The organism is Roseivirga sp. BDSF3-8 (assembly GCF_041449215.1).
GTDB lineage: Bacteria > Bacteroidota > Bacteroidia > Cytophagales > Cyclobacteriaceae > JBGNFV01.
This window is the reverse complement of sequence record NZ_JBGNFV010000001.1, coordinates 1778208-1796604: the sequence shown is the minus strand read 5'-3', so window position 1 is coordinate 1796604 and position 18397 is coordinate 1778208. Positions and strand designations below refer to the sequence as shown.

Sequence of the window (18397 nt, the reverse complement as noted above, 5' to 3'; positions counted from 1 at the left end):
TGATCTCCGGGTTTTTTTATTTAAAGTATTTCTTATACCAGTATTGAAACACAATCATACCCCATACCCTCGCATGTATGTCTCCCGGGTTAGCTGAGTATAATTGTTTTTTCATACCCTGTATCGCCTCAGTATTAAATATCCCCTGATCAGCTATAAAGTCATCCCCCAGCAGATCATTATCAATCATCCCCCTTAGCTCCCCTCTAAACCATTTTAATAAAGGTACCTCAAAGCCATGCTTTGGTCGCTTATATAATTCAGCAGGTAATATATCCCTGAATGCATCCTGAAGAATACGCTTCTTCATTCCTGCCCCAATCTTATATGATTCAGGAAGACCAAAAGCATACTCCACTACCCTGTGATCCAGAAACGGTACCCGTACCTCAAGGCTGTTAGCCATTGACATACGGTCCACCTTTACAAGCATGTCATCCGGCAGTACCAGGTGCACATCCGTGTATAGTATTTCGTTTATATCCCTTCCCTTTTTTATATGCTGCAGCAGTTTTTTCTGCCGTTGCAGAGCTTCATCCCTGTTCAGGTGGCCTTTACTCTCTTCAGAAAGCATATTCATTGCTTCCCCCTCCTCTGTAAAAATCGCCCACCGCCAGTATCGTGTATCAGCTGGTAACTTCATACCCTCAGCAAACCGGCGCAACTGCCTCACCCTATTAGTAAGCTTCCCTTGTCTGGACTGAGGCATCAACTTCCACAGAGGCAGCAGCGCTTTAATTAAGTCCGGTGCCAGCCCCCCCTTGGCAGCCCTGTAAAAAGCCATATGCTTATTATAACCCGAAAAAAGCTCATCAGCACCATCCCCCGAAAGCGCCACCGTGGCAATTTTCCGTGTTTCCCGGCTCAGAATATACACCGGTAAAGCCGAGGAGTCAGCAAAAGGCTCATCCAGGTAGTCCAGCACCCCATGCAGGTGCGCATACAGATCATTATTCGTCAGCGAGAATACAGTATGTTCAGTCCTGAACTTATCCGCCACCAGTTTCGCATACTTTGTCTCATCAAAAAACGGCTCGTCCCTGTACCCGATGCTAAATGTATTAAGGCCCTGTACATGGCGCGAAGCGAGTGAAACGATGGCCGAAGAGTCTATTCCGCCACTCAGAAAAGCCCCAAGGGGCACATCAGCAACCAGCCTCTTACATACTGAATCCTCCAGCAGGTTCACCAGTTCCCTCTGGCATGCCTCATAGCTTCTCTCTGTGTTAGTCCTTTCCCCCCCGTATGGTACAGTATAGTACCTTTCTGAGGCTATCTCCCTTCCCCCTATGGTTAAATAATGTCCCGGCTCCAGCTTATACACATCCTTTAGTATAGTGTGAGGAGAAGGGATATAATTTAACTGCAGGTAGTGATAGAGAGATTCAAAATCAATAGAGCGGGGGATATGGTAAGCAAGCAGGCTTTTAATCTCTGAGGCAAAGACCACCTTATCCTCATCAGCATAATAGTATAGAGGCTTTATGCCCATTCGGTCCCTCGCTATAAATAGCGAGTCATCAGATTTATCATGAATAGCAAAGGCAAAAAAGCCATTCAGTCTATCAAGGCAGCCCCTCCCTTCATTAATATATAAGTATAGCAGCACCTCAGTATCAGTGTGAGACTGAAAAGCCTGCCCCTTATTCTCCAGGTCCTTACGAAGCTCCCGGTAGTTAAATATCTCACCGTTAAAAACGATAGTATACCGTCCCGATATATCCGACATAGGCTGATGCCCGTCATGACTGGTGTCTATAATCGATAACCGCCTGTGGCCTAACCCCACATAGTACGTATCAAAAAGCCCCTGATCATCAGGTCCCCTTGAACTTAGTTCCCTCGTGGCAGAGGAGAGATTAATCATATGCACTCTGCCTACTTCATTGAATGCTCTTATTCCGGTGATCCCACACATAGCAGGCAAAAATAGGAAACCTTTTTTTGGATAAGGCATAACTGTATAAAATACACCATGGTAAGCGTTGTAACAACGGTCAGATATCAGTGGAAAGCCTTTAGATCAACGCGTTAAAGAGTTTCCCGAAATTGTAAGGGGAAACCCTTAATTTTGGTGTATGTTTTGGAATAAAAATGCAAATAGCTGCATATATCCCTCTTCAGGTCACAGGTCAATCCATGTTTTACTTATTCTGAAGTAAATTAAGTGTAATTAAAATCAAATTCACTTAATGCTATGAGAAAGAATGTTTTGAGGTGGCTAGTGCTACCCATGAGTATGGTTCTGGCCCTTGTTTTAATGCAGCGCTGCCAGTTTAATGAAGAAGATTTTTCTGAATCCGGCCAGCCCGGCCCCCAGGAAAGTGCGGTAGCAGTATCAGACGAATTACGGCAGAAAGTCAACCTCACTTTCGTAAATGCTGATAAAAGCGCTACAAACCAGCCCTACAAAGCCACAATTAAACTTAATGATCCCGCCGGGCAAGTACGCACAGCAGGCGGTCAGGCACAGGCCAGTATCACTACCGATCATGGCCTCATATCACTAGCCCTTACGGATAAAGCCAACCTACCCTATTCATTTTCTATAGATGTCAGTTCGTCAGGATTTGTTCCCCAGACCAGAACGTTTATCATCAGTGATAATAAACCGGTGGCAGTAGAGGTACGTATGATCGAGGTAGACACTAAGATGGAAGGGATAAGCACAGCCAGTGGTAGCTTCCCTATCCTTAACGGTCAGGCTCAAAACCAGATCATTTCACGTACCCAGGGAGCCAGTCGTGAGTTCTTTACTATCAGAATTCCTGCCGGCACGCGGTTCCTGGATGCAAATCGTCAGGTAATACCAGGTAACAACCTGCAGATCAATAGCCGCCTCTTCGCCTCAAGCAGCTCGGCTGCCATGGATGCTGCCCCTGCTCCACTTTCCACACCAAATGTTTTTGCCAGAGGGGGCCAGGAGCCTATCGGTAGTATTGATAGCCCTGTACCCTTCCGTTCCCTCGGTATGACCGATGTAAATATGTGGGTAGACGGGGTGGAGGTTAAATACTTCTCCAACGCCATTAACTTTGAGTTCGAACTGGATCAGAAAACCACAACCGGTCCTAATGGACAGCCCCTTAAAGAAGGTATGACCGTAGACTTCTGGAGCTTTGATGAAGAACGGGATGCCTGGGTCAATGAAGGCCAGTCCATGGAGTTTCGCCGTAGTGAAGAGACCCAAAAACTGGTAGCTATTGCCAGAGTAACCCACCTTAGTACCTGGAACCTGGATTATAAAGGGACCGTATGCCCTGATCTGACGTTTAACTTCACCGCCGCCCCCGGAACCTATAAGTTTGAGATCCGGAGTGCGTCTAACGGACAAAAAGTAACGGCATATGCTCAGCGCAATATTACGGTAGGTGCTTCCGGAACCGAGAGTATCACCCTTCGTAACCTTCCTGCCGACCTTGGTAACCTCGTTATCCTTGTTTTTGACTCTAGTGGCAATTTACTTGAATCCAGAACATTCACCCCCTGTGGCAGCTTTGGTGATATCGACGTGACCAGTGCACAGTGTGTTAACCCTACTAACGTAACCGTGGTGTGTTCAAATGGTGCCAGCCCCGCCGGCATTGCTATTGGTTACAATACCTTCCCTGGTAGTGCCACTAATATACTAGGAGTAACGAATGCCAGTGGCCAGTTCACCGCCTGCGGATTGTTGAATGGCAGTCCTATAAATCTGCATGCCTTTGTTAATACCCCCGTCAGCCTCAATGGCTACTCTTGGGGCAGTAACGGCAGTAACGGTACCATCAGTGTCACAGTAAACGCATCCGGCGACCTTACCATCACTTTACCTTGCCTGTAATCTCCGGATTACAAAACCTAGTACAATATTCAGGCCTGCATATGCAGGCCTGTTTTTTTATTGCCTTTCTATCCTGCTGGTTCTCTGCCTATAAATCCGTACCTTTGCCGCTCATTTGCAGTTAAGACATGATCGCAGCTAATAACATAAGGCTTCAGTTTGGGAAGCGCATTCTATTTGAAGACGTCGATATACGCTTTACAGAAGGCAATTGCTATGGCGTTATAGGGGCCAATGGGGCTGGTAAAAGTACCTTCCTCAAGATTCTTGCCGGTGAAGTAGATGCCAACTCTGGCCACGTCACCTTAGATCCCGGCAAACGCATGGCCGTACTAAAGCAGGACCACTCCGCTTTTGATGAGCATCTTGTCATACACACCGTAATGATGGGCCATGAGAAGCTCTGGAACCTTATCCAGGAAAAAGACGCCGTCTATGCCAAGCCCGACTTCTCCGAAGAGGACGGTATCCGCGCCTCAGAGCTGGAGGCCGAATTTGCCGAGATGGACGGCTGGAACGCCGAACCCGATGCTGCCGCCCTGTTAAGTGGACTCGGTATCAACGAGGCCGATCATTACAAAAAGATGGACGACCTCAGCGGTAACCAAAAAGTTCGCGTGCTACTTGCCCAGGCTATTTTTGGTAATCCCGATGTCCTTATTCTCGATGAGCCTACCAACGACCTTGACATCCATACCGTAATGTGGCTTGAGGACTTCCTTCTTGATTTCAAGAATACAGTAATCGTAGTCTCTCACGACCGTCACTTCCTCGATACCGTTTGTACCCATATCGTGGACATCGACTTTGGCAAAGTCAAGCTATATACCGGTAACTACAGCTTCTGGTATGAGAGTAGCCAGCTTGCCGCCAAGCAGCGCAATGCTGCCAATAAGAAAGCCGAGGAGAAGAAAAAAGAACTGCAGGAATTCATTGCCCGCTTTAGCGCCAACGCCGCTAAGAGTAAGCAAGCAACCAGCCGCCGTAAGTTGCTGGATAAGATCAATGTTGACGATATTCAGCCCAGTACCCGCCGTTACCCTGCCGTTATCTTTCAGCAGGAGAGAGAGGCCGGTAACCAGATATTAGAAATTAAAGGGCTGACAAAATCAATAGAAGGAGAAACCCTCTTCAAGGGCCTCGACCTCTTCGTTAATAAGGGAGATAAGATAGCCGTACTCAGTAAAGATAGCCGGGCCATTACCGCCTTCTTCGAGATTCTCATGGGCGATCTCCAGGCCGATGCAGGAGAATTTAAGTTCGGACAAACCATCACCACCGCCTATCTGCCCAATGAAAACGGAGAGTTTTTCGAAGGCGTCGACAAAAACCTGATGGATTGGCTGCGACAGTATGCCGAAGGCGAGGCAGATGACGTATTCATCCGCGGCTTCCTCGGCAAAATGCTCTTTACAGGCGAAGAAGTAATGAAAAAAGCCAAGGTGCTTTCCGGTGGTGAAAAAGTAAGGTGCATGCTGTCACGCATGATGCTTTCAGGCGCTAACCTCCTCATACTCGATGAGCCTACCAATCACCTTGATCTCGAGTCTATCCAGGCCCTCAATAATGCCCTCAGCGATTTCCCCGGCACCATCCTCTTTACATCGCATGACCACGCTTTTACACAGACCGTGGCTACACGTATCATAGAGATCAGCCCCAAGGGAATGCTCGATAAGCTTATGGAATTTGATCACTATATTGAGAGTGAAGAAATAGCCGCCCAGAGGGAGGCTCTATACGCCTGATTTAAGGCAAATAGAAAAACCTCAACTAATCCGCATAAAATGCCCATCAAGGCTGTTTTATGCGGATTTTTTTTAGGGCCAGACCTGCATAGCCCCAGCCGGCAGTTCAGCTACCGCAACGGTAAGTCTAACACAGCCATTAGCGCCTTTTCCAAGCCCCTCAAGGCCACGTTTTAGCTATACCTGCGCCCGTGATATGAACCCCGGCGGTATATTCCCTGATCAGCCCATCTACCTGCCCCAAACAGAATCAGAAATAATCCTTGTCAATATCGTAGACGGTGACCGCAACCTAGTCATTTCAGCCTCCCCCCAGTGGAACAGACTCAATGCCTATATAGAATAGAGCAGGCCGAATACCTGAGCCAGTAAAGTGGCGGATATGCCCACCGGAACCATCAGCCCCTGGTTTAACCTGCTTAATGTAAAGGTTCTGCAGAACCTCAACTTCAAGCAGGCGCTAAGGCCAATACCATTCAGCTAAGCTTCGATATCCTCAATGTAGGCAACCCCACAGTCACTGGCGCATACGCCAGACATTTGCTTATTACAGCCCCCTTACCTGGACTATGGCGAAAATACCCCGCAGTTCCAGTAAAATGGAGCCCATGCTACCTTCGTCAGTGCCGTCGGCCTTGCCAGTCCCTGTAGACCTCAGGTCCGTATCAGGCATTGGTACAATCAGTAGCACATAATTACAAGCCGGTATAACCATAAATAAAACTATATGGCCGTTGATGATATTGATAAATATTTTTTCCGTTTACAATGTTCTTTTTTACTTTAAATCAACCCTAAACATATAAACATGAAAAAACTATTTTAATGTTAACCATCGTGGCTATTCCTGCACTGGCAAGTGCGCAGGTAGGAAAAGGCAGAACCTTCCTTAGCGGATCTACCTCCTTTAATAGCTCCTATTACTATTGCAAATGAAGGTGATACAAAAGGATTTGATATTTCTATTTCACCCAAAGTAGGAAAAGTAGTCGCTGAAAACCTTATTCTGGGTATAAATGCCGATTTGGGGTATTCTAATTTCTCCACTTCAAATCAAAGCAGTGATGCTATAGCCATTCTCGGAGGTCCCTTCATCCGGTACTATTTTTCCGACAGTTATGTGACCCCCTTTTTTGAAGCGGGTGCCGGTATCGGAAAATCATGGAGTGGATTAGATGCCAATCTCTTCTCAGCAAATGCTAGAGGCGGCCTAGCCGTATTTGTGAATGACAATGTCGCTATTGATATCGGACTGGGATATACCTACTTTAGGTCAAAAGTGTTTATAGATGCAGATTTTATTGATGTCGAACCCGCTCACCAGGGTAATATCAATTTGTCTCTAGGAATTTCCGTCTTTGTAGATTAAGGAAAAACCTTTTCAAATACATCAAAAGCAGAGTCACTGGCTCTGCTTTTTCGTTTTCCATTACTTTCTGGAAAGCTCTCCATCAGTTTTTGACATATTAATCCTGATAGTCAATACCTATAGCCCCACAATTAATACCCGTCAGTTATTGATACTAACGTTAGGTATTTGTACTTTTACAATATAGTATTCCCTCTAACCCGTCTATTGTTTCCGGTTTTCCGCCAATTTTACCCCTATAAACCTTCGCTTCTGATTCGCTACTCCTTCGCTTATTGTTTATGTAGCGTTCAGCTTAGGTTTTACTAGCGTTCGGTCAGGCATGGTAGCATTACCAATTTTGTACTATTTTTATGCGTGTGCTGTTTCCTGGTTTTTACTCTTACAACACGATTCCAGTAAATACCCTTAGTAAACCACACAATTAGGCATTTCAGGATAGAAACCAATTCACTAAATTTGCCTCCGTAAAATTAAACCTGAAATTAACTATGGGAAGGGCGTTTGAATACCGTAAAGCCGCCAAAATGAAGCGTTGGGGAAAAATGGCAAAACTATTCCCCAAGCTGGCCAAAGCAATCACCATTGCTGCAAAAGAAGGCGGACCTGACCCTGAGATGAACCCCAGGCTCCGCACCGCCATACAAAACGCCAAGGCAGAGAACATGCCTAAGGATAACATTGATAATGCGATCAAACGCGCAGCAGGGCGTGATGCCACCGATTACACAGAGGTAAACTACGAAGGCAAAGGGCCCCATGGCGTGCTCATATTTGTAGAGACCGCTACGGACAATACCACACGCACCGTAGCCAACGTCAAGAGCTACTTCAATAAGTCCGGAGGCACTATGGTCCCCACAGGTTCACTCGAGTTCATGTTCGACAGAAAAGCCGTGTTTGAGTTCGAAATGCCAGAAGGTATGGAGCGTGACGACCTCGAGCTCGAGCTAATCGATGCAGGTATGGAAGACATGGAAGTAGAAGAAGACGGTAAAGTATATGCCTATTCAGACTGGACCGAATTTGGTGCGATGACCAAAGCCCTCGAAGGACTTAACATCGAGATACAAAAAAGTAACCTGCAGCGCTTTCCTACTACCCCCGTAGAGTTCACTGATGAACAAATGGAGGACATAGCCAAGCTACTTGATAAGATTGAAGAAGATGATGACGTACAGGCCGTGTTTACAAATATTCAGTAAATACCCTGCGGATCACATACCAACCGCTGCCCCCGGCAGCGGTTTTTTTTATAAGAAAAAAAAGGGGATATTAAATTACAGGTGTCTTACAGTCAGATGGTTTGGTGATTTATTTAACGGGCTGCATAGGTGCCGCCTGCATTGGAATTTCTAATTTTTCACTAAACACTATATGCCATGAAAAAGACAGTTTTCATTGCCTTTTTAGCCTTGCTTTTCACCGGGGCTTCCCTCAGTTTTACTACATCTGAACCCAGTCCCCGGGAGGAAGGCAACGCCACATTTTATTCCTGTCCCAGCGGGCAATCCACCATTCAGGGGTGTGTTTTTGAAGTAGACGGGTGCTATTTCGTAAATACAATAAATGGACGGACCATTTCCGTAAGCCTGTACAATTTCCCCGCTATTGGCGCAGGAGATCAGGTGTCACTCACCGGCAATTGGCAAACAGATGCAGATTGCAGCAATTGCCTCCTTAATGCTAATAGCGTAACAGACCTTGGAGATTGTAATTAATCTTTGGTCAGATAGCAGTTGATCTTTATAAAGAGCCATATGATAAATTGGCTCTTTATTTATTTTAAAATTACAATCTCCTGAGAAAAAAATTATTCAAAAATGCGTTTGATTAGCATTTGCCCCCTTCCTCCCAAATGCGACAGGCAAGGTAAATGCCTGTTAATTATATACTTGCAAATGAGCGAATTATTCAATAATTTGATTAAGTTTGAAATATAATTGCAGAGGCATAAAAACGGCCGCTTATAACATTAATACCAAATAAGTGTTTCCCAGTCCGGTAAAAATCACCGTACAACTTCGCAAAGCCCGACAGGAGCTGGAACGGAAGTTGCTTAAAAGCGACCTTATAGGCCTGCTCAGACTGATGGATTCCGATGAGCTTTATTCTGATTTGCTGCAAAAGCATCAGTCCAGGCTTATCAGTAGTGATTATTTCGTTTCCTGGTACGCACGGAAAAGAGCCTCCCTCTTGTACACCGACTTTGATAAGCGCGAACTCACCCGTCTGCTGGACCATCCCGACTACCAGCACCTGCAGCGCCATATTTATTACGCCCTTTCGCACATGTGTAAAAACAGGTGCGATCAGCAATTATATCAGTTTCTGTTAGAGCGCCTCCAGCACGAAGAACATATCCCAAATAAGCTTGCCCTTCTAAGCGGAATGGGAGAAATAGGCAAAGGCAGAAAAGAGTTTCCCGAAGCCATTGTAAGCCAGATGAACAGTCGCAATGTAGCTCTGAAGCTGCAGGCCATTGGCGCTCTCCGTAATTGCAAGCACCCTAATATTGAGAGCCTTCTTATAAGGAAGTTCAAATATAGCCGTAGCTATAAAGTAAAGATGGCTATCTGCTTTACCCTCGAAACCATCGGTACACGTCACTCCCTCACCGTCCTTAGGGAATCTGCCCAGCATACCACCGACATGCATTTCAAAGGAATCCTCACACAAAGCATAGAGAAGATCAAAAGTCGCGTGGTGAAGGCTAACCTTAGTGTCGCATAAAAAAACACCGGCAGCAATACTACCAGTGTTTTCCCATAAACCGGTTCGTTAATTACTTGCGAATAAGACGAACTACCTTATCCTCTGCTTCCCCCTCCTGCTCTATCCGGATTAAATAAGCCCCCGGGCTTAACTTGCTTACCGCTTTTGATAAATCCTGCTTGTAATCCCCTGCTGCCAGGTGTTTTTCCAGGATCATTTCCTTTCGTTTGCCCGACAGATCATAGAGCGCCACACTCACCTTACCCTCTTTTCCTACACTAAACATCAGGTCTACTTCTTCCCCTCCTGAAGGGTTCGGCACAATTAGCGCTTCTATCCGGGCCTTTGTCCCTTCGCCATCCATGCGGCAGTTGTTTACCGGGTTCACGGTCATATCCAGGTTGCCCGGGCTACTCCAGTTGTCTGCCGCATCTTTAGCCAGGCTCTTTACCTTACAGCTTGCAGAAACCCCATCTGGGGAAGGAAAGCGCGCGTCTCCACCATACTGGCCACATGCAAAGCTGCTTACCGTTACCGTCCGGTTTCCCGCGCTTCGTGATTTATACACCTTCAGGTCATCAAATTCCACCCCCGCTTCACCAGTCCTCAGCGAAATATAATTACCCGAAGATATAGGAGAGGGATCCGTCCATGTCAGTGCAAACTTGTTATTAATATACACCCTCAGCACACCGCTTATAGGGTCATAAATGATCTTATAGTCCACCCACTGGCCCGTAGCCACATTTATGCCTTCCTTTTTCACAAACGTCAGTTCAGGCGCCACATCATTCGTTTTGTAGATCAGCACCTCCTGCGTGCTCAGGTTAAACCACACCAGGTAGCCCTTACCCCGCTCACGGTGCGTATTGCTGCTCGACATAATGTGCATACCAAACTTCTGCGGTCCGCTCGTGCTCACCATGCGGCTCGCAAAGTGATACAGGTAAGGCGCAAGAGCCGTCTGCGAAAGGAAAGTCGTCAGCCCCGTGTTAGTAGGCGTTGCATCCGACTGGTACAGCCTGCCAGTCGCCGTCTCCGACCAGCTACCCCGCCAGTCACTGTTAGGGTCATTCGCTGCACCTATCGTATAATCACTGAAGATAGATTCGTCCCCGAAGTTATCATTATAGAAACCATTGCCCCGGTTCGCCCTCCAGGCCTCTTCACGCCACTCCAGTACCTGGTAAAAGCGGTCCGTGATCGTACCCGCATCGCTGTCTGTAAACGTGACTGAAAAGTTAGACGTCACACTCGTACTGCTCGTTGAGATAGTCGCTACCGGCGCCGTGTTATCAGGCTGTCCCACTGTAATACCATCCGTCAGGATGTAGTTTTCTATCTGAAAGTCCACACTCGTGATCGCATTATCACCGTTCACATCAAACCAAAGCGAAAGCTGAAGATCATACGTACCCTGGCTGGCGCCGGAAGGTACCCTAAAACTGCGGCTATGGCTGCTCGTGCCATTAGGCACACTCACCTTCTTATCGTTAGCCGCATCACCCCCTATCCCTGCTATACTTGCCCCCAGCATTATTCGCGGCTGTAACGTAGAGTAATTTCTCAGGTTGTATGTGATCGTCGTGCTGCTGCCCGGGGCCACCGTACTTGCACTCAGACTCCCACTCTGTATTTCGATAGGACCCGTCAGGTAAGCAGACCCCGGATTGTAGTAGTGGTTACAGATCCAGGCAAAGTCTTTGCCGTCCTGCGACCAGAACTGCGTACCGAACTGACACATGCCCCGGCCATGGCCAAAGCTCGCCCGTCCCGAACAAAGCGGATCATAGATACACGGCCATGATGAGCCTGTGCCCGCATAGCCATTACCACAACCACTATTGTTATTCTCAGAAGAGTACTCCGCAAAAAAGAAGCTGTTATTCTTCTCTACCATAATACCCGCCGTATAGGCAGCCGCATCTACCGTGCTTTGAGCCACGTCACTGTCCCAGGCCTGGCGGCATGTGTTGTTCACTATATCCCAGTTCGTCGCTACCGGATTGTATACATGATAGGCACCGTAAGTACGGTAAGCCACCGCCCCCGCACGGTGCGAGTTGGGCGTCCAGCTAGGGTACCATTCGTCATTTACACCGCTGCCTACGTAATCCTCCAGTGAGTATACCACCACATTAGAACAGCTTGTCCGGCAAGAGCAGCCAGTACCAATCCGGATAGATGAAGGCGGTGCCTGAAAGTAAATGCGACCATTACTGTTCGCAGTAATCTCATCCATTTTGCGCTGTTGTCTTTCCTCATAAGCCTGCTGGTCTGTCGTTTTACCCATATTGCCTTCATGGTCCAGCTCTATACCAATCTTGTCGCTGCGGCTATCCATCACTCGGCCGTTATCTTCCCGGCCAGCTTTATTCATGCCTATCTTAAATATAAAAGCCTCTGCAAAAGGGCGAAAGTCCGCTATCCGGTACCCACGGTAGCCCGGTTTGGTCAGCAGTATCTCCGTTTCATCCGGCAGGCCGTTCTCATTACGCTTGCCAGGTACAGTTTCCAGCTTAAAGTAGCCGCTTTCATCCGTAGTCGCTACCCCCCCTTTCAGGTTTACCTTTACACCCCACAGCGGATTGCCTGTGTCCTCGTCTCGCACGAAGCCTTCTACCATCGTTACCTCTCGTTCCCTGGCACTGCGGCGTTCATTTACCTCACGCCCCGGCTTCCCCTCGCCCTCCGGGCGGCTCATCTGTATATCCGCATTGATAGACTCCTCACCCCTCAGCGTAAAGTGCGTTCTCATTTCCTCATGGCCTGGTGCCACTATAGTAAAGTCATATGCCCCTTCGCTCCCCGAAAAAGTTGCCGTACCATACGGTGCCGGTAGTTCCTCTATCAATTGCTTCCCCTGCCATACACGTATTGTAGCCTGCTTTAGACGGAAGCCTGTAAATTCATCATTTACCCGGAAAGTAATGCCCCCTCCGGATTGTGCATACCCAGACAGTGTGAGTAGCCAAAGCGCCATCATGCCCCATAGGCCGTAAAAGATATGTTTCATAGCTGTATGTTTTTAGAAAAATGATTTGATATAAGAACAGACCCCGGAGCCACCAAGGGCTCCGAAGTCTGTTGTGGATTGGTTGAGGTCAGGCGGTTATTCCTTTATCAGCCTGATAACCTTATCCGGTGAGCCCGCTGCTTCCATACGGATCAGGTACACCCCTGGCTGCAGTCCCGATACCGGCTCGCTCACATCCAGGCTGTGCTCGCCCGCACTGAGGTAGTCGCTCAGTAGTTGTACCTTTTTGCGTCCCGTCATGTCAAACAGTGTCAGCGTGATAAGACCTGCCTCCTGCTGATGGAACATCACGTTTACACGACTGCCATTATCCGCCGGGTTAGGCATGATCTGCATGTCTATGCCTTCATCCTCACTGTTCAGGCTAAGGCGGCAGGTGCTGGAAGGCGTCACCACCACATCCAGGTTACCCAGGTTACTCCAGTTGTCGCCACAGTCCTTGCTCAGGCTTTTCACCTTACAACTTGGCGAGGTGCCGTCCGGTGAAGGAAAGCGGGCATCACCACCATATTGGCCACACCCAAAGTTACTTACCGTTACCGTCGCACTGCTACTGCGCGACTTATATACCTTCAGGTCATCAAACTCCACAGCCGCTTCGCCCGTACGCAGCGAGATATAGCTACCCGTCTGAATAGGTGAGGAGTCCGTCCAGTTCAGCACCTGGTTATTATTTACAAATACATCCAGCCTGCCCGATATAGGGTCATACATAATCTTATAGTCTGCCCAGAAACCCGTGCTTACGCTTATAGCTTCTTTCTTGACAAAAGTCAGCTCCGGCGCCACATCATTCGTTTTGTAGATCAGTACCTCCTGCGTACTCAGGTTAAACCACACCAGGTAACCCTTGCCCCGCTCACGGTGCGTATTGCTGCTCGACATTATGTGCATGCCGAACTTCTGAGGGCCGCTCGTACTCACCATACGGCTCGCAAAGTGGTACAGGTACGGAGCCAGCGCCGTTTGCGAAAGGAAAGTCGTCAGACCCGTGTTCGTAGATACCCCATCAGACTGGTATAATCTTCCGCCTGAAGTTTCAGACCAGTTCCCTCTCCAGTCGCTGCCAGGGTCGTTAGCCGCTCCTATCGTGTAGTCGCTGAATAGAGACTGGTCACCGAAGTTGTCATTATAAAAACCATTACCCCGGTTACCGCGCCATTCGTTATTCCTCCACTCCAGTACCTGGTAGAAGCGATCCGTGATATCCCTATTATCAGAGTCAGAAAAGCTTACCGAAAAGTTAGAAGTCGCCGATGAAGGTCCTGTGATAGAAGTAACCGGATTCTGCGCGTCATTTGCACAACCACCGCCACACACCACAGGCACATTGCCACTCGTATAGCGGTAAGCCTGGCGGGGAGTACCCTGTGCTTCTACAAAACTAGGATAGTGCAGGCTGCTGCCCCCCGGCGAGCGCCATTCAAAGTGCAGGTGGTCACCCGTGCTATTACCCGTAGTACCGCCGTCGCCTACCACTTCACCTTTACCCACACACTGGCCCACGCTTATATTGGCATAAGAGGTAAGGTGCGCATAGTACGTTTGAGTACCATCTGCATGTTCCAGCACCACCAGGTTTCCATAGCCCCCCGTATACGCCTTTGTGATCACCGTGCCTTCCGCTGCCGCACGTATCGCATCATACACACCATTTGGCGTGTCAAAGTCGATAGCCACATAACTGTGAGGAGTAAAGCCCGTATAAGGAGAGCCGCAATAACCCTGGCTCGTTTGCGAGCCCGTAGGCGCCGGTGAGCCGTGGCGAGACACACAGTAAGACGTGCCGTTGTCCCACGGCAGGTAAAAGTCTATCGTTTGCGTAAGCGCATTTTCAAGAGAACCTTTGCGACCTGCCATATCCTTTTTATCAGGATCCTCCTCCTCCAGGCGCAACAGTTCGTCACGGTCTGTCTTGTCTGCCACCCATCCGGTGACAAAATGCGGCACACCAGCCTCACGGCTTAGTACCTCCACAGCTTTTTCCTCCACCGAATACCTCAGCACCTCGTCTGCCGTATAGTGGATTTCATTTTTTTTGTTCTCAGTCGTACCCAGGTACAAAAACGCTTTTCTATCAGGGCTTATCACCGGTGTGGATACCGTATTTTCCCCTGAAATAACCTTTTCAGCCTCACCCGTGACCAGGTTGTAGCGCCAGACCCCTTCGTGATTCCAGGGGCTATTGAGTATTACCGCCTCAATATATACCTCATCTGGGGTGGAAGACCATGCAATAGGGCGAAAAGCATATCCTTTATCCGGCGCAGCCCCCTCGTCAAAGACCTTCACCTTCTCTCCGGTGGCAGCGTCAAACAGGTATAAGCTGTAATTTGTACCCATTTGCTCGCGCTCCATGTAAAGCCACTCATCAGCATACGGGCTTTTCAGCGCCTGAAAAAAAACGTAACCCTCAGCCGTTACAGGCTGAGTCCTCATTTGAGTAGGGAAGTGGGCCACCTCTGACGTTTCCACTACGGCAGACCGCCTTACTTTCATGCCTGCACCCAGTGCGGTAAGGCTCGCATCATCACCTGTTGTGGAATATAACACGTCCCCCTTGTGAAAGATAGCCCGGGGCTTTTGAGCTACCGCGATGGTACTTGCCATAGCCATTAATAGCACCAGCAGCATGCTGCCCGCATAATAAAGATGTTTCATAACTGGAATGATTACAATGGTGAATAAAAAAACATGTCCGGGCAGTGTCCCGGACATGATGATTGGTATGTTTTTAACGCTTTACCGCGCGGATTACACGGTAACCGTTGCTTGTTTCAATTTGTATCAGATAAGTACCTGCTGCCAGCTTGTCGAAGTAGCCACCTATTTCTACTGCATGCCTGCCACCTTCCTGTGTTTCTTCCCGCACAGTAGCCAGGCGACGACCATTCGTATCCGTGATCCGGATTGACACCTTACTGCGGTCAGCAAGGACATAGTGTATGCTCGAGTGACCTTTCACCGGGTTCGGCATCAGTTCAACCCTTTCACTTACCTCATCGCCCATTTTGCACGTAGCACACGGCGTAACCCGCACATCCAGATTACCGAAGTTGCTCCAGTTATCTGCCCCATCCTTCACATAGCTTTTGACTTTGCAACTCGGATCCGTGCTGTTTGGCGGAGCAAAGCGAGCATCACCCCCATAATTACCTGCCGCAAAATTGCTGACCGTTACCATAACATTACCGCTGCTGCGCCACTTGAACACCTTCAGGTCATCAAACTCTACAGAAGCCTCCCCTGTACGTAGCGAGATATAATTACCTGTTTGCACCGGTGAGCTGTCCGTCCAGTTCAGCACCACCCCGTTATTAATGTAAACCCTCAGGTTGCCACTTATAGGGTCAAAGTAAATCTTGTAGTCGTTCCAGTTTGTCTCCGTCACACTGATCGTCTCTTTCTTTACAAAAGTCAGTTCAGGTGATACATTACTCGTCTTGTAGATCAGCACCTCCTGTGTGCTCATGTTAAACCATACCAGGTAGCCCACCCCACGTTCACGGTGCGTATTACTGCTCGACATAATGTGCATACCAAACTTCTGTGGACCGCTCGTACTCACCACCCTGGCCGCAAAGTTGTACAGGTAAGGCTTCAGAGCCGTTTGTGATAAGAAGGTCGTAATGCCTGTATTAGTAGCCGTCGTATTAGACTGCCTCAGCCTGCCATCACTTGTTTCCGTCCACGTCCCCCGCCAGTCGCTGGTAGGGTCACTGGCATCACCTATCGTATAGTCGCTGAAGATAGACTGGTCTCCGAAGTTATCATTGTAGAAACCATTACCACGATTACCGCGCCACTCGTTATTTCGCCATTCCAGTACCTGGTAAAACCTGTCAGTCACCCCCACATTATCATTATCCGAAAATGTAACCGTAAAATCATCCGTAGGAGATGTTGCCGATGTAGATATGTTCGTCGTAGGAGCTTGGGTGTCATTGGAGTTACAGCCGTTATTTATGATCGATTGAATGTTGTTCCGTATCGTAGACATATAAGCATACAGGTTGCCCCCCGGGCATGTAGTACACCCATCGTTGTCCCGGTGTCCGCATACATTCGCCAGACTGCCCCCCACACTGTAGTGATAAGAAGACCCCGTAGGGTTTATACCGTTCTTACTCGCTTTCCAGGCAAAAAGATCCTCTATAGCCCGCATGCCTGCCGCAGCAGGTGAGTAAATAGAGTAATCCCCCATGTAGCACACAGCCATGGTATAGCTGTTTTCACCACAGAAGTGTGCGCCGATTACGTTCTCGCCACGGCCTTCATAGAGCGTACCGTCAGGAGCCGCCAGGAAGTTGTAGCCAATATCCGACCACCCGTTATTATCCATGTGGTAATTCTGGATACTGCGTACCACAGCCGCCCAGTTAGACCGGTAAGGCGAGGCCCCGCCACCCTCGTGGTGGATGACCAGGTGAGTCACGTTCGTATAACTGTAACCACTTCTCGGCGCACGCGCACCCCACCCACTCCGGCTCACCGTGGCAGGCTTAGGGCAAGTCGCGCTTGTGCGCTGTCCCCTAGGTGATTCCGCTTTTTTAAAATCCTCCTCTTGCTCCCCGGGGCTGTACAGGTTAAACTGCATCTTTTCCAGCACAGGGTTCATATCCCCAAATGCCAGGAGGGTGATTCTGAAGCGAACCTCCTCCGTAGTAGGATCGAGGTACTGTAGCTGAGTTACCAGCTTGCCACCCTCATCACCATCAGCATGGCCATCGAAGCCAGCCTCTTTCCAGTCCGACCATTCACCATTTTCCGCATGCTGGTATTCAAACTTCAGCGTGTAGTCCTCAAGACCTGTTCCCCACAGCGTGGCCGCCAATGTGATAAACGGCTTGGCATTCGTAATACCTACCGCAATAACCTCAGAGGTAAACTGGCCAGCCGCCTTATCTGATAAAGCCAGGCGATTGGCCGCAACTTTACGCCCGCTCTCCGTGCGTACATCCTGGGTAAAGTCGATCATCTTCTCCATTTTGCCTTCCCCGGGGATCGTATTTTCCTGGGCCATAGCCTGTCCGGCCACCAGCAAAATCAATATGACATAGCGTAGTTGTTTTAACATAACATCTGTTTTGGGTTGAAAATATAATACAAGGGTATACGCCCCCGCTTATGGGGCTCAAAATGCGTTCAAGGCAGGTTTCAGGTCCTCAGATCAGGACTATGTAGGCAAAGACCTGTATGCAGACCTTCTTCAGAGAGTTATGAGAATAAGCTCTTTTTAGAGTTTGTGGAGATCATAGCGGTTTGAGTTTGTTGTAATGCAAATATAAACACAATATTTCTGTATAATAAAATTCAAAATATGATATTCTTTATATAGTTCAATGTTTTGTTTATTTCATATTGAAAATAAGTGAATTACGCGATTAGTTAATTTAATTAGCCAATAATAGTAATCGGTATAACGGTATTATATTTACTTGTTTAATGCATTATTCAAACGTTTTCGGAGATCGAATTAAATTTAATATTAAATAATTATTATAATCAACATTAACCTTTTTTATAATAGAGTCCCTCCTGCTCCATGAAAGGCATAGCCATTAAGCTAAGGTGTAAAGACCTGTAATTAGCTAGCAGTACTGCAATTCCCCTCCCCCAAGGCATAGCCGTCAAGTTAAGCACACAAATTACTGTAAATCAATTAATAAGAAGTTAGTCCCCTTTTGGGACTGGGGACGCACACG

12 protein-coding genes are annotated in these 18397 nt (G+C 48.0%); 7 read left to right on the top strand and 5 right to left on the bottom strand.

What is annotated here, in order from left to right; translation table 11 throughout:
* Positions 1-16 precede the first annotated feature (16 nt).
* The gene (asnB, locus tag AB9P05_RS07220) at positions 17-1918 is read right to left on the bottom strand and encodes an asparagine synthase (glutamine-hydrolyzing) (RefSeq protein ID WP_371908145.1); all 1902 of its coding nucleotides are present in this window, start codon (positions 1916-1918) and stop codon (positions 17-19) included.
* A 279-nt stretch (positions 1919-2197) separates the two neighbouring features.
* Here asnB and AB9P05_RS07215 point away from each other — a divergent pair, with 279 nt between their 5' ends.
* The 3 genes from AB9P05_RS07215 to AB9P05_RS07205 all read left to right on the top strand — a co-directional run bounded on the left by AB9P05_RS07215 (position 2198) and on the right by AB9P05_RS07205 (position 5917).
* Positions 2198-3823 carry a hypothetical protein gene (locus AB9P05_RS07215; RefSeq protein ID WP_371908144.1) on the top strand — a complete coding sequence of 542 codons (1626 nt, stop codon included), beginning with the start codon at positions 2198-2200 and terminating at the stop codon, positions 3821-3823.
* Positions 3824-3951: 128 nt separating this feature from the next.
* On the top strand, positions 3952-5571 hold the full coding sequence (locus tag AB9P05_RS07210; protein WP_371908143.1) for an ABC-F family ATP-binding cassette domain-containing protein: 1620 nt from the start codon (positions 3952-3954) through the stop codon (positions 5569-5571).
* Between the two features lie 196 nt (positions 5572-5767).
* A complete protein-coding gene (locus tag AB9P05_RS07205; protein WP_371908142.1) occupies positions 5768-5917 on the top strand; it encodes a hypothetical protein in 150 nt (49 codons plus the stop codon).
* Positions 5918-6118: 201 nt separating this feature from the next.
* Here AB9P05_RS07205 and AB9P05_RS07200 read toward each other — a convergent pair whose 3' ends face one another.
* The gene (locus AB9P05_RS07200; RefSeq protein ID WP_371908141.1) at positions 6119-6244 is read right to left on the bottom strand and encodes a hypothetical protein; all 126 of its coding nucleotides are present in this window, start codon (positions 6242-6244) and stop codon (positions 6119-6121) included.
* Positions 6245-6595: 351 nt separating this feature from the next.
* Here AB9P05_RS07200 and AB9P05_RS07195 point away from each other — a divergent pair, with 351 nt between their 5' ends.
* From AB9P05_RS07195 to AB9P05_RS07180, 4 genes are all read left to right on the top strand, one after another.
* On the top strand, positions 6596-6940 hold the full coding sequence (locus AB9P05_RS07195; protein ID WP_371908140.1) for a hypothetical protein: 345 nt from the start codon (positions 6596-6598) through the stop codon (positions 6938-6940).
* Between the two features lie 491 nt (positions 6941-7431).
* Positions 7432-8145, top strand: coding sequence for a YebC/PmpR family DNA-binding transcriptional regulator (locus AB9P05_RS07190; RefSeq protein ID WP_371908139.1), 714 nt, complete (start codon positions 7432-7434; stop codon positions 8143-8145).
* 177 nt (positions 8146-8322) lie between these two features.
* Positions 8323-8661, top strand: a complete 339-nt coding sequence (locus AB9P05_RS07185; RefSeq protein ID WP_371908138.1) for a hypothetical protein — start codon at positions 8323-8325, stop codon at positions 8659-8661.
* A gap of 268 nt (positions 8662-8929) precedes the next feature.
* Positions 8930-9673, top strand: a complete 744-nt coding sequence (locus tag AB9P05_RS07180) for a HEAT repeat domain-containing protein (protein WP_371908137.1) — start codon at positions 8930-8932, stop codon at positions 9671-9673.
* A gap of 52 nt (positions 9674-9725) precedes the next feature.
* On the opposite strand, the gene AB9P05_RS07175 is transcribed toward AB9P05_RS07180, so the two are convergent.
* The 3 genes from AB9P05_RS07175 to AB9P05_RS07165 form a co-directional block, all read right to left on the bottom strand.
* The gene (locus AB9P05_RS07175) at positions 9726-12671 is read right to left on the bottom strand and encodes a T9SS type A sorting domain-containing protein (RefSeq protein WP_371908136.1); all 2946 of its coding nucleotides are present in this window, start codon (positions 12669-12671) and stop codon (positions 9726-9728) included.
* A 96-nt stretch (positions 12672-12767) separates the two neighbouring features.
* Entirely contained in the window at positions 12768-15353 is a 2586-nt protein-coding gene (locus tag AB9P05_RS07170) for a peptidoglycan DD-metalloendopeptidase family protein (protein WP_371908135.1), read from the bottom strand.
* Between the two features lie 73 nt (positions 15354-15426).
* The gene (locus AB9P05_RS07165) at positions 15427-17769 is read right to left on the bottom strand and encodes an N-acetylmuramoyl-L-alanine amidase (protein ID WP_371908134.1); all 2343 of its coding nucleotides are present in this window, start codon (positions 17767-17769) and stop codon (positions 15427-15429) included.
* Between the last annotated feature and the right edge of the window lie 628 nt (positions 17770-18397).

Bases quoted from the DNA above. Each gene is read 5' to 3' on its own strand.
- AB9P05_RS07190 (WP_371908139.1), top strand. From the start codon at position 7,432: ATGGGAAGGGCGTTTGAATACCGTAAAGCCGCCAAAATGAAGCGTTGG.
- AB9P05_RS07215 (WP_371908144.1), top strand. From the start codon at position 2,198: ATGAGAAAGAATGTTTTGAGGTGGCTAGTGCTACCCATGAGTATGGTT.
- AB9P05_RS07165 (WP_371908134.1), bottom strand. From the start codon at position 17,769: ATGTTAAAACAACTACGCTATGTCATATTGATTTTGCTGGTGGCCGGA.
- asnB (WP_371908145.1), bottom strand. From the start codon at position 1,918: ATGTGTGGGATCACCGGAATAAGAGCATTCAATGAAGTAGGCAGAGTG.
- AB9P05_RS07175 (WP_371908136.1), bottom strand. From the start codon at position 12,671: ATGAAACATATCTTTTACGGCCTATGGGGCATGATGGCGCTTTGGCTA.
- AB9P05_RS07185 (WP_371908138.1), top strand. From the start codon at position 8,323: ATGAAAAAGACAGTTTTCATTGCCTTTTTAGCCTTGCTTTTCACCGGG.
- AB9P05_RS07210 (WP_371908143.1), top strand. From the start codon at position 3,952: ATGATCGCAGCTAATAACATAAGGCTTCAGTTTGGGAAGCGCATTCTA.
- AB9P05_RS07200 (WP_371908141.1), bottom strand. From the start codon at position 6,244: ATGCCTGATACGGACCTGAGGTCTACAGGGACTGGCAAGGCCGACGGC.
- AB9P05_RS07170 (WP_371908135.1), bottom strand. From the start codon at position 15,353: ATGAAACATCTTTATTATGCGGGCAGCATGCTGCTGGTGCTATTAATG.
- AB9P05_RS07205 (WP_371908142.1), top strand. From the start codon at position 5,768: ATGAACCCCGGCGGTATATTCCCTGATCAGCCCATCTACCTGCCCCAA.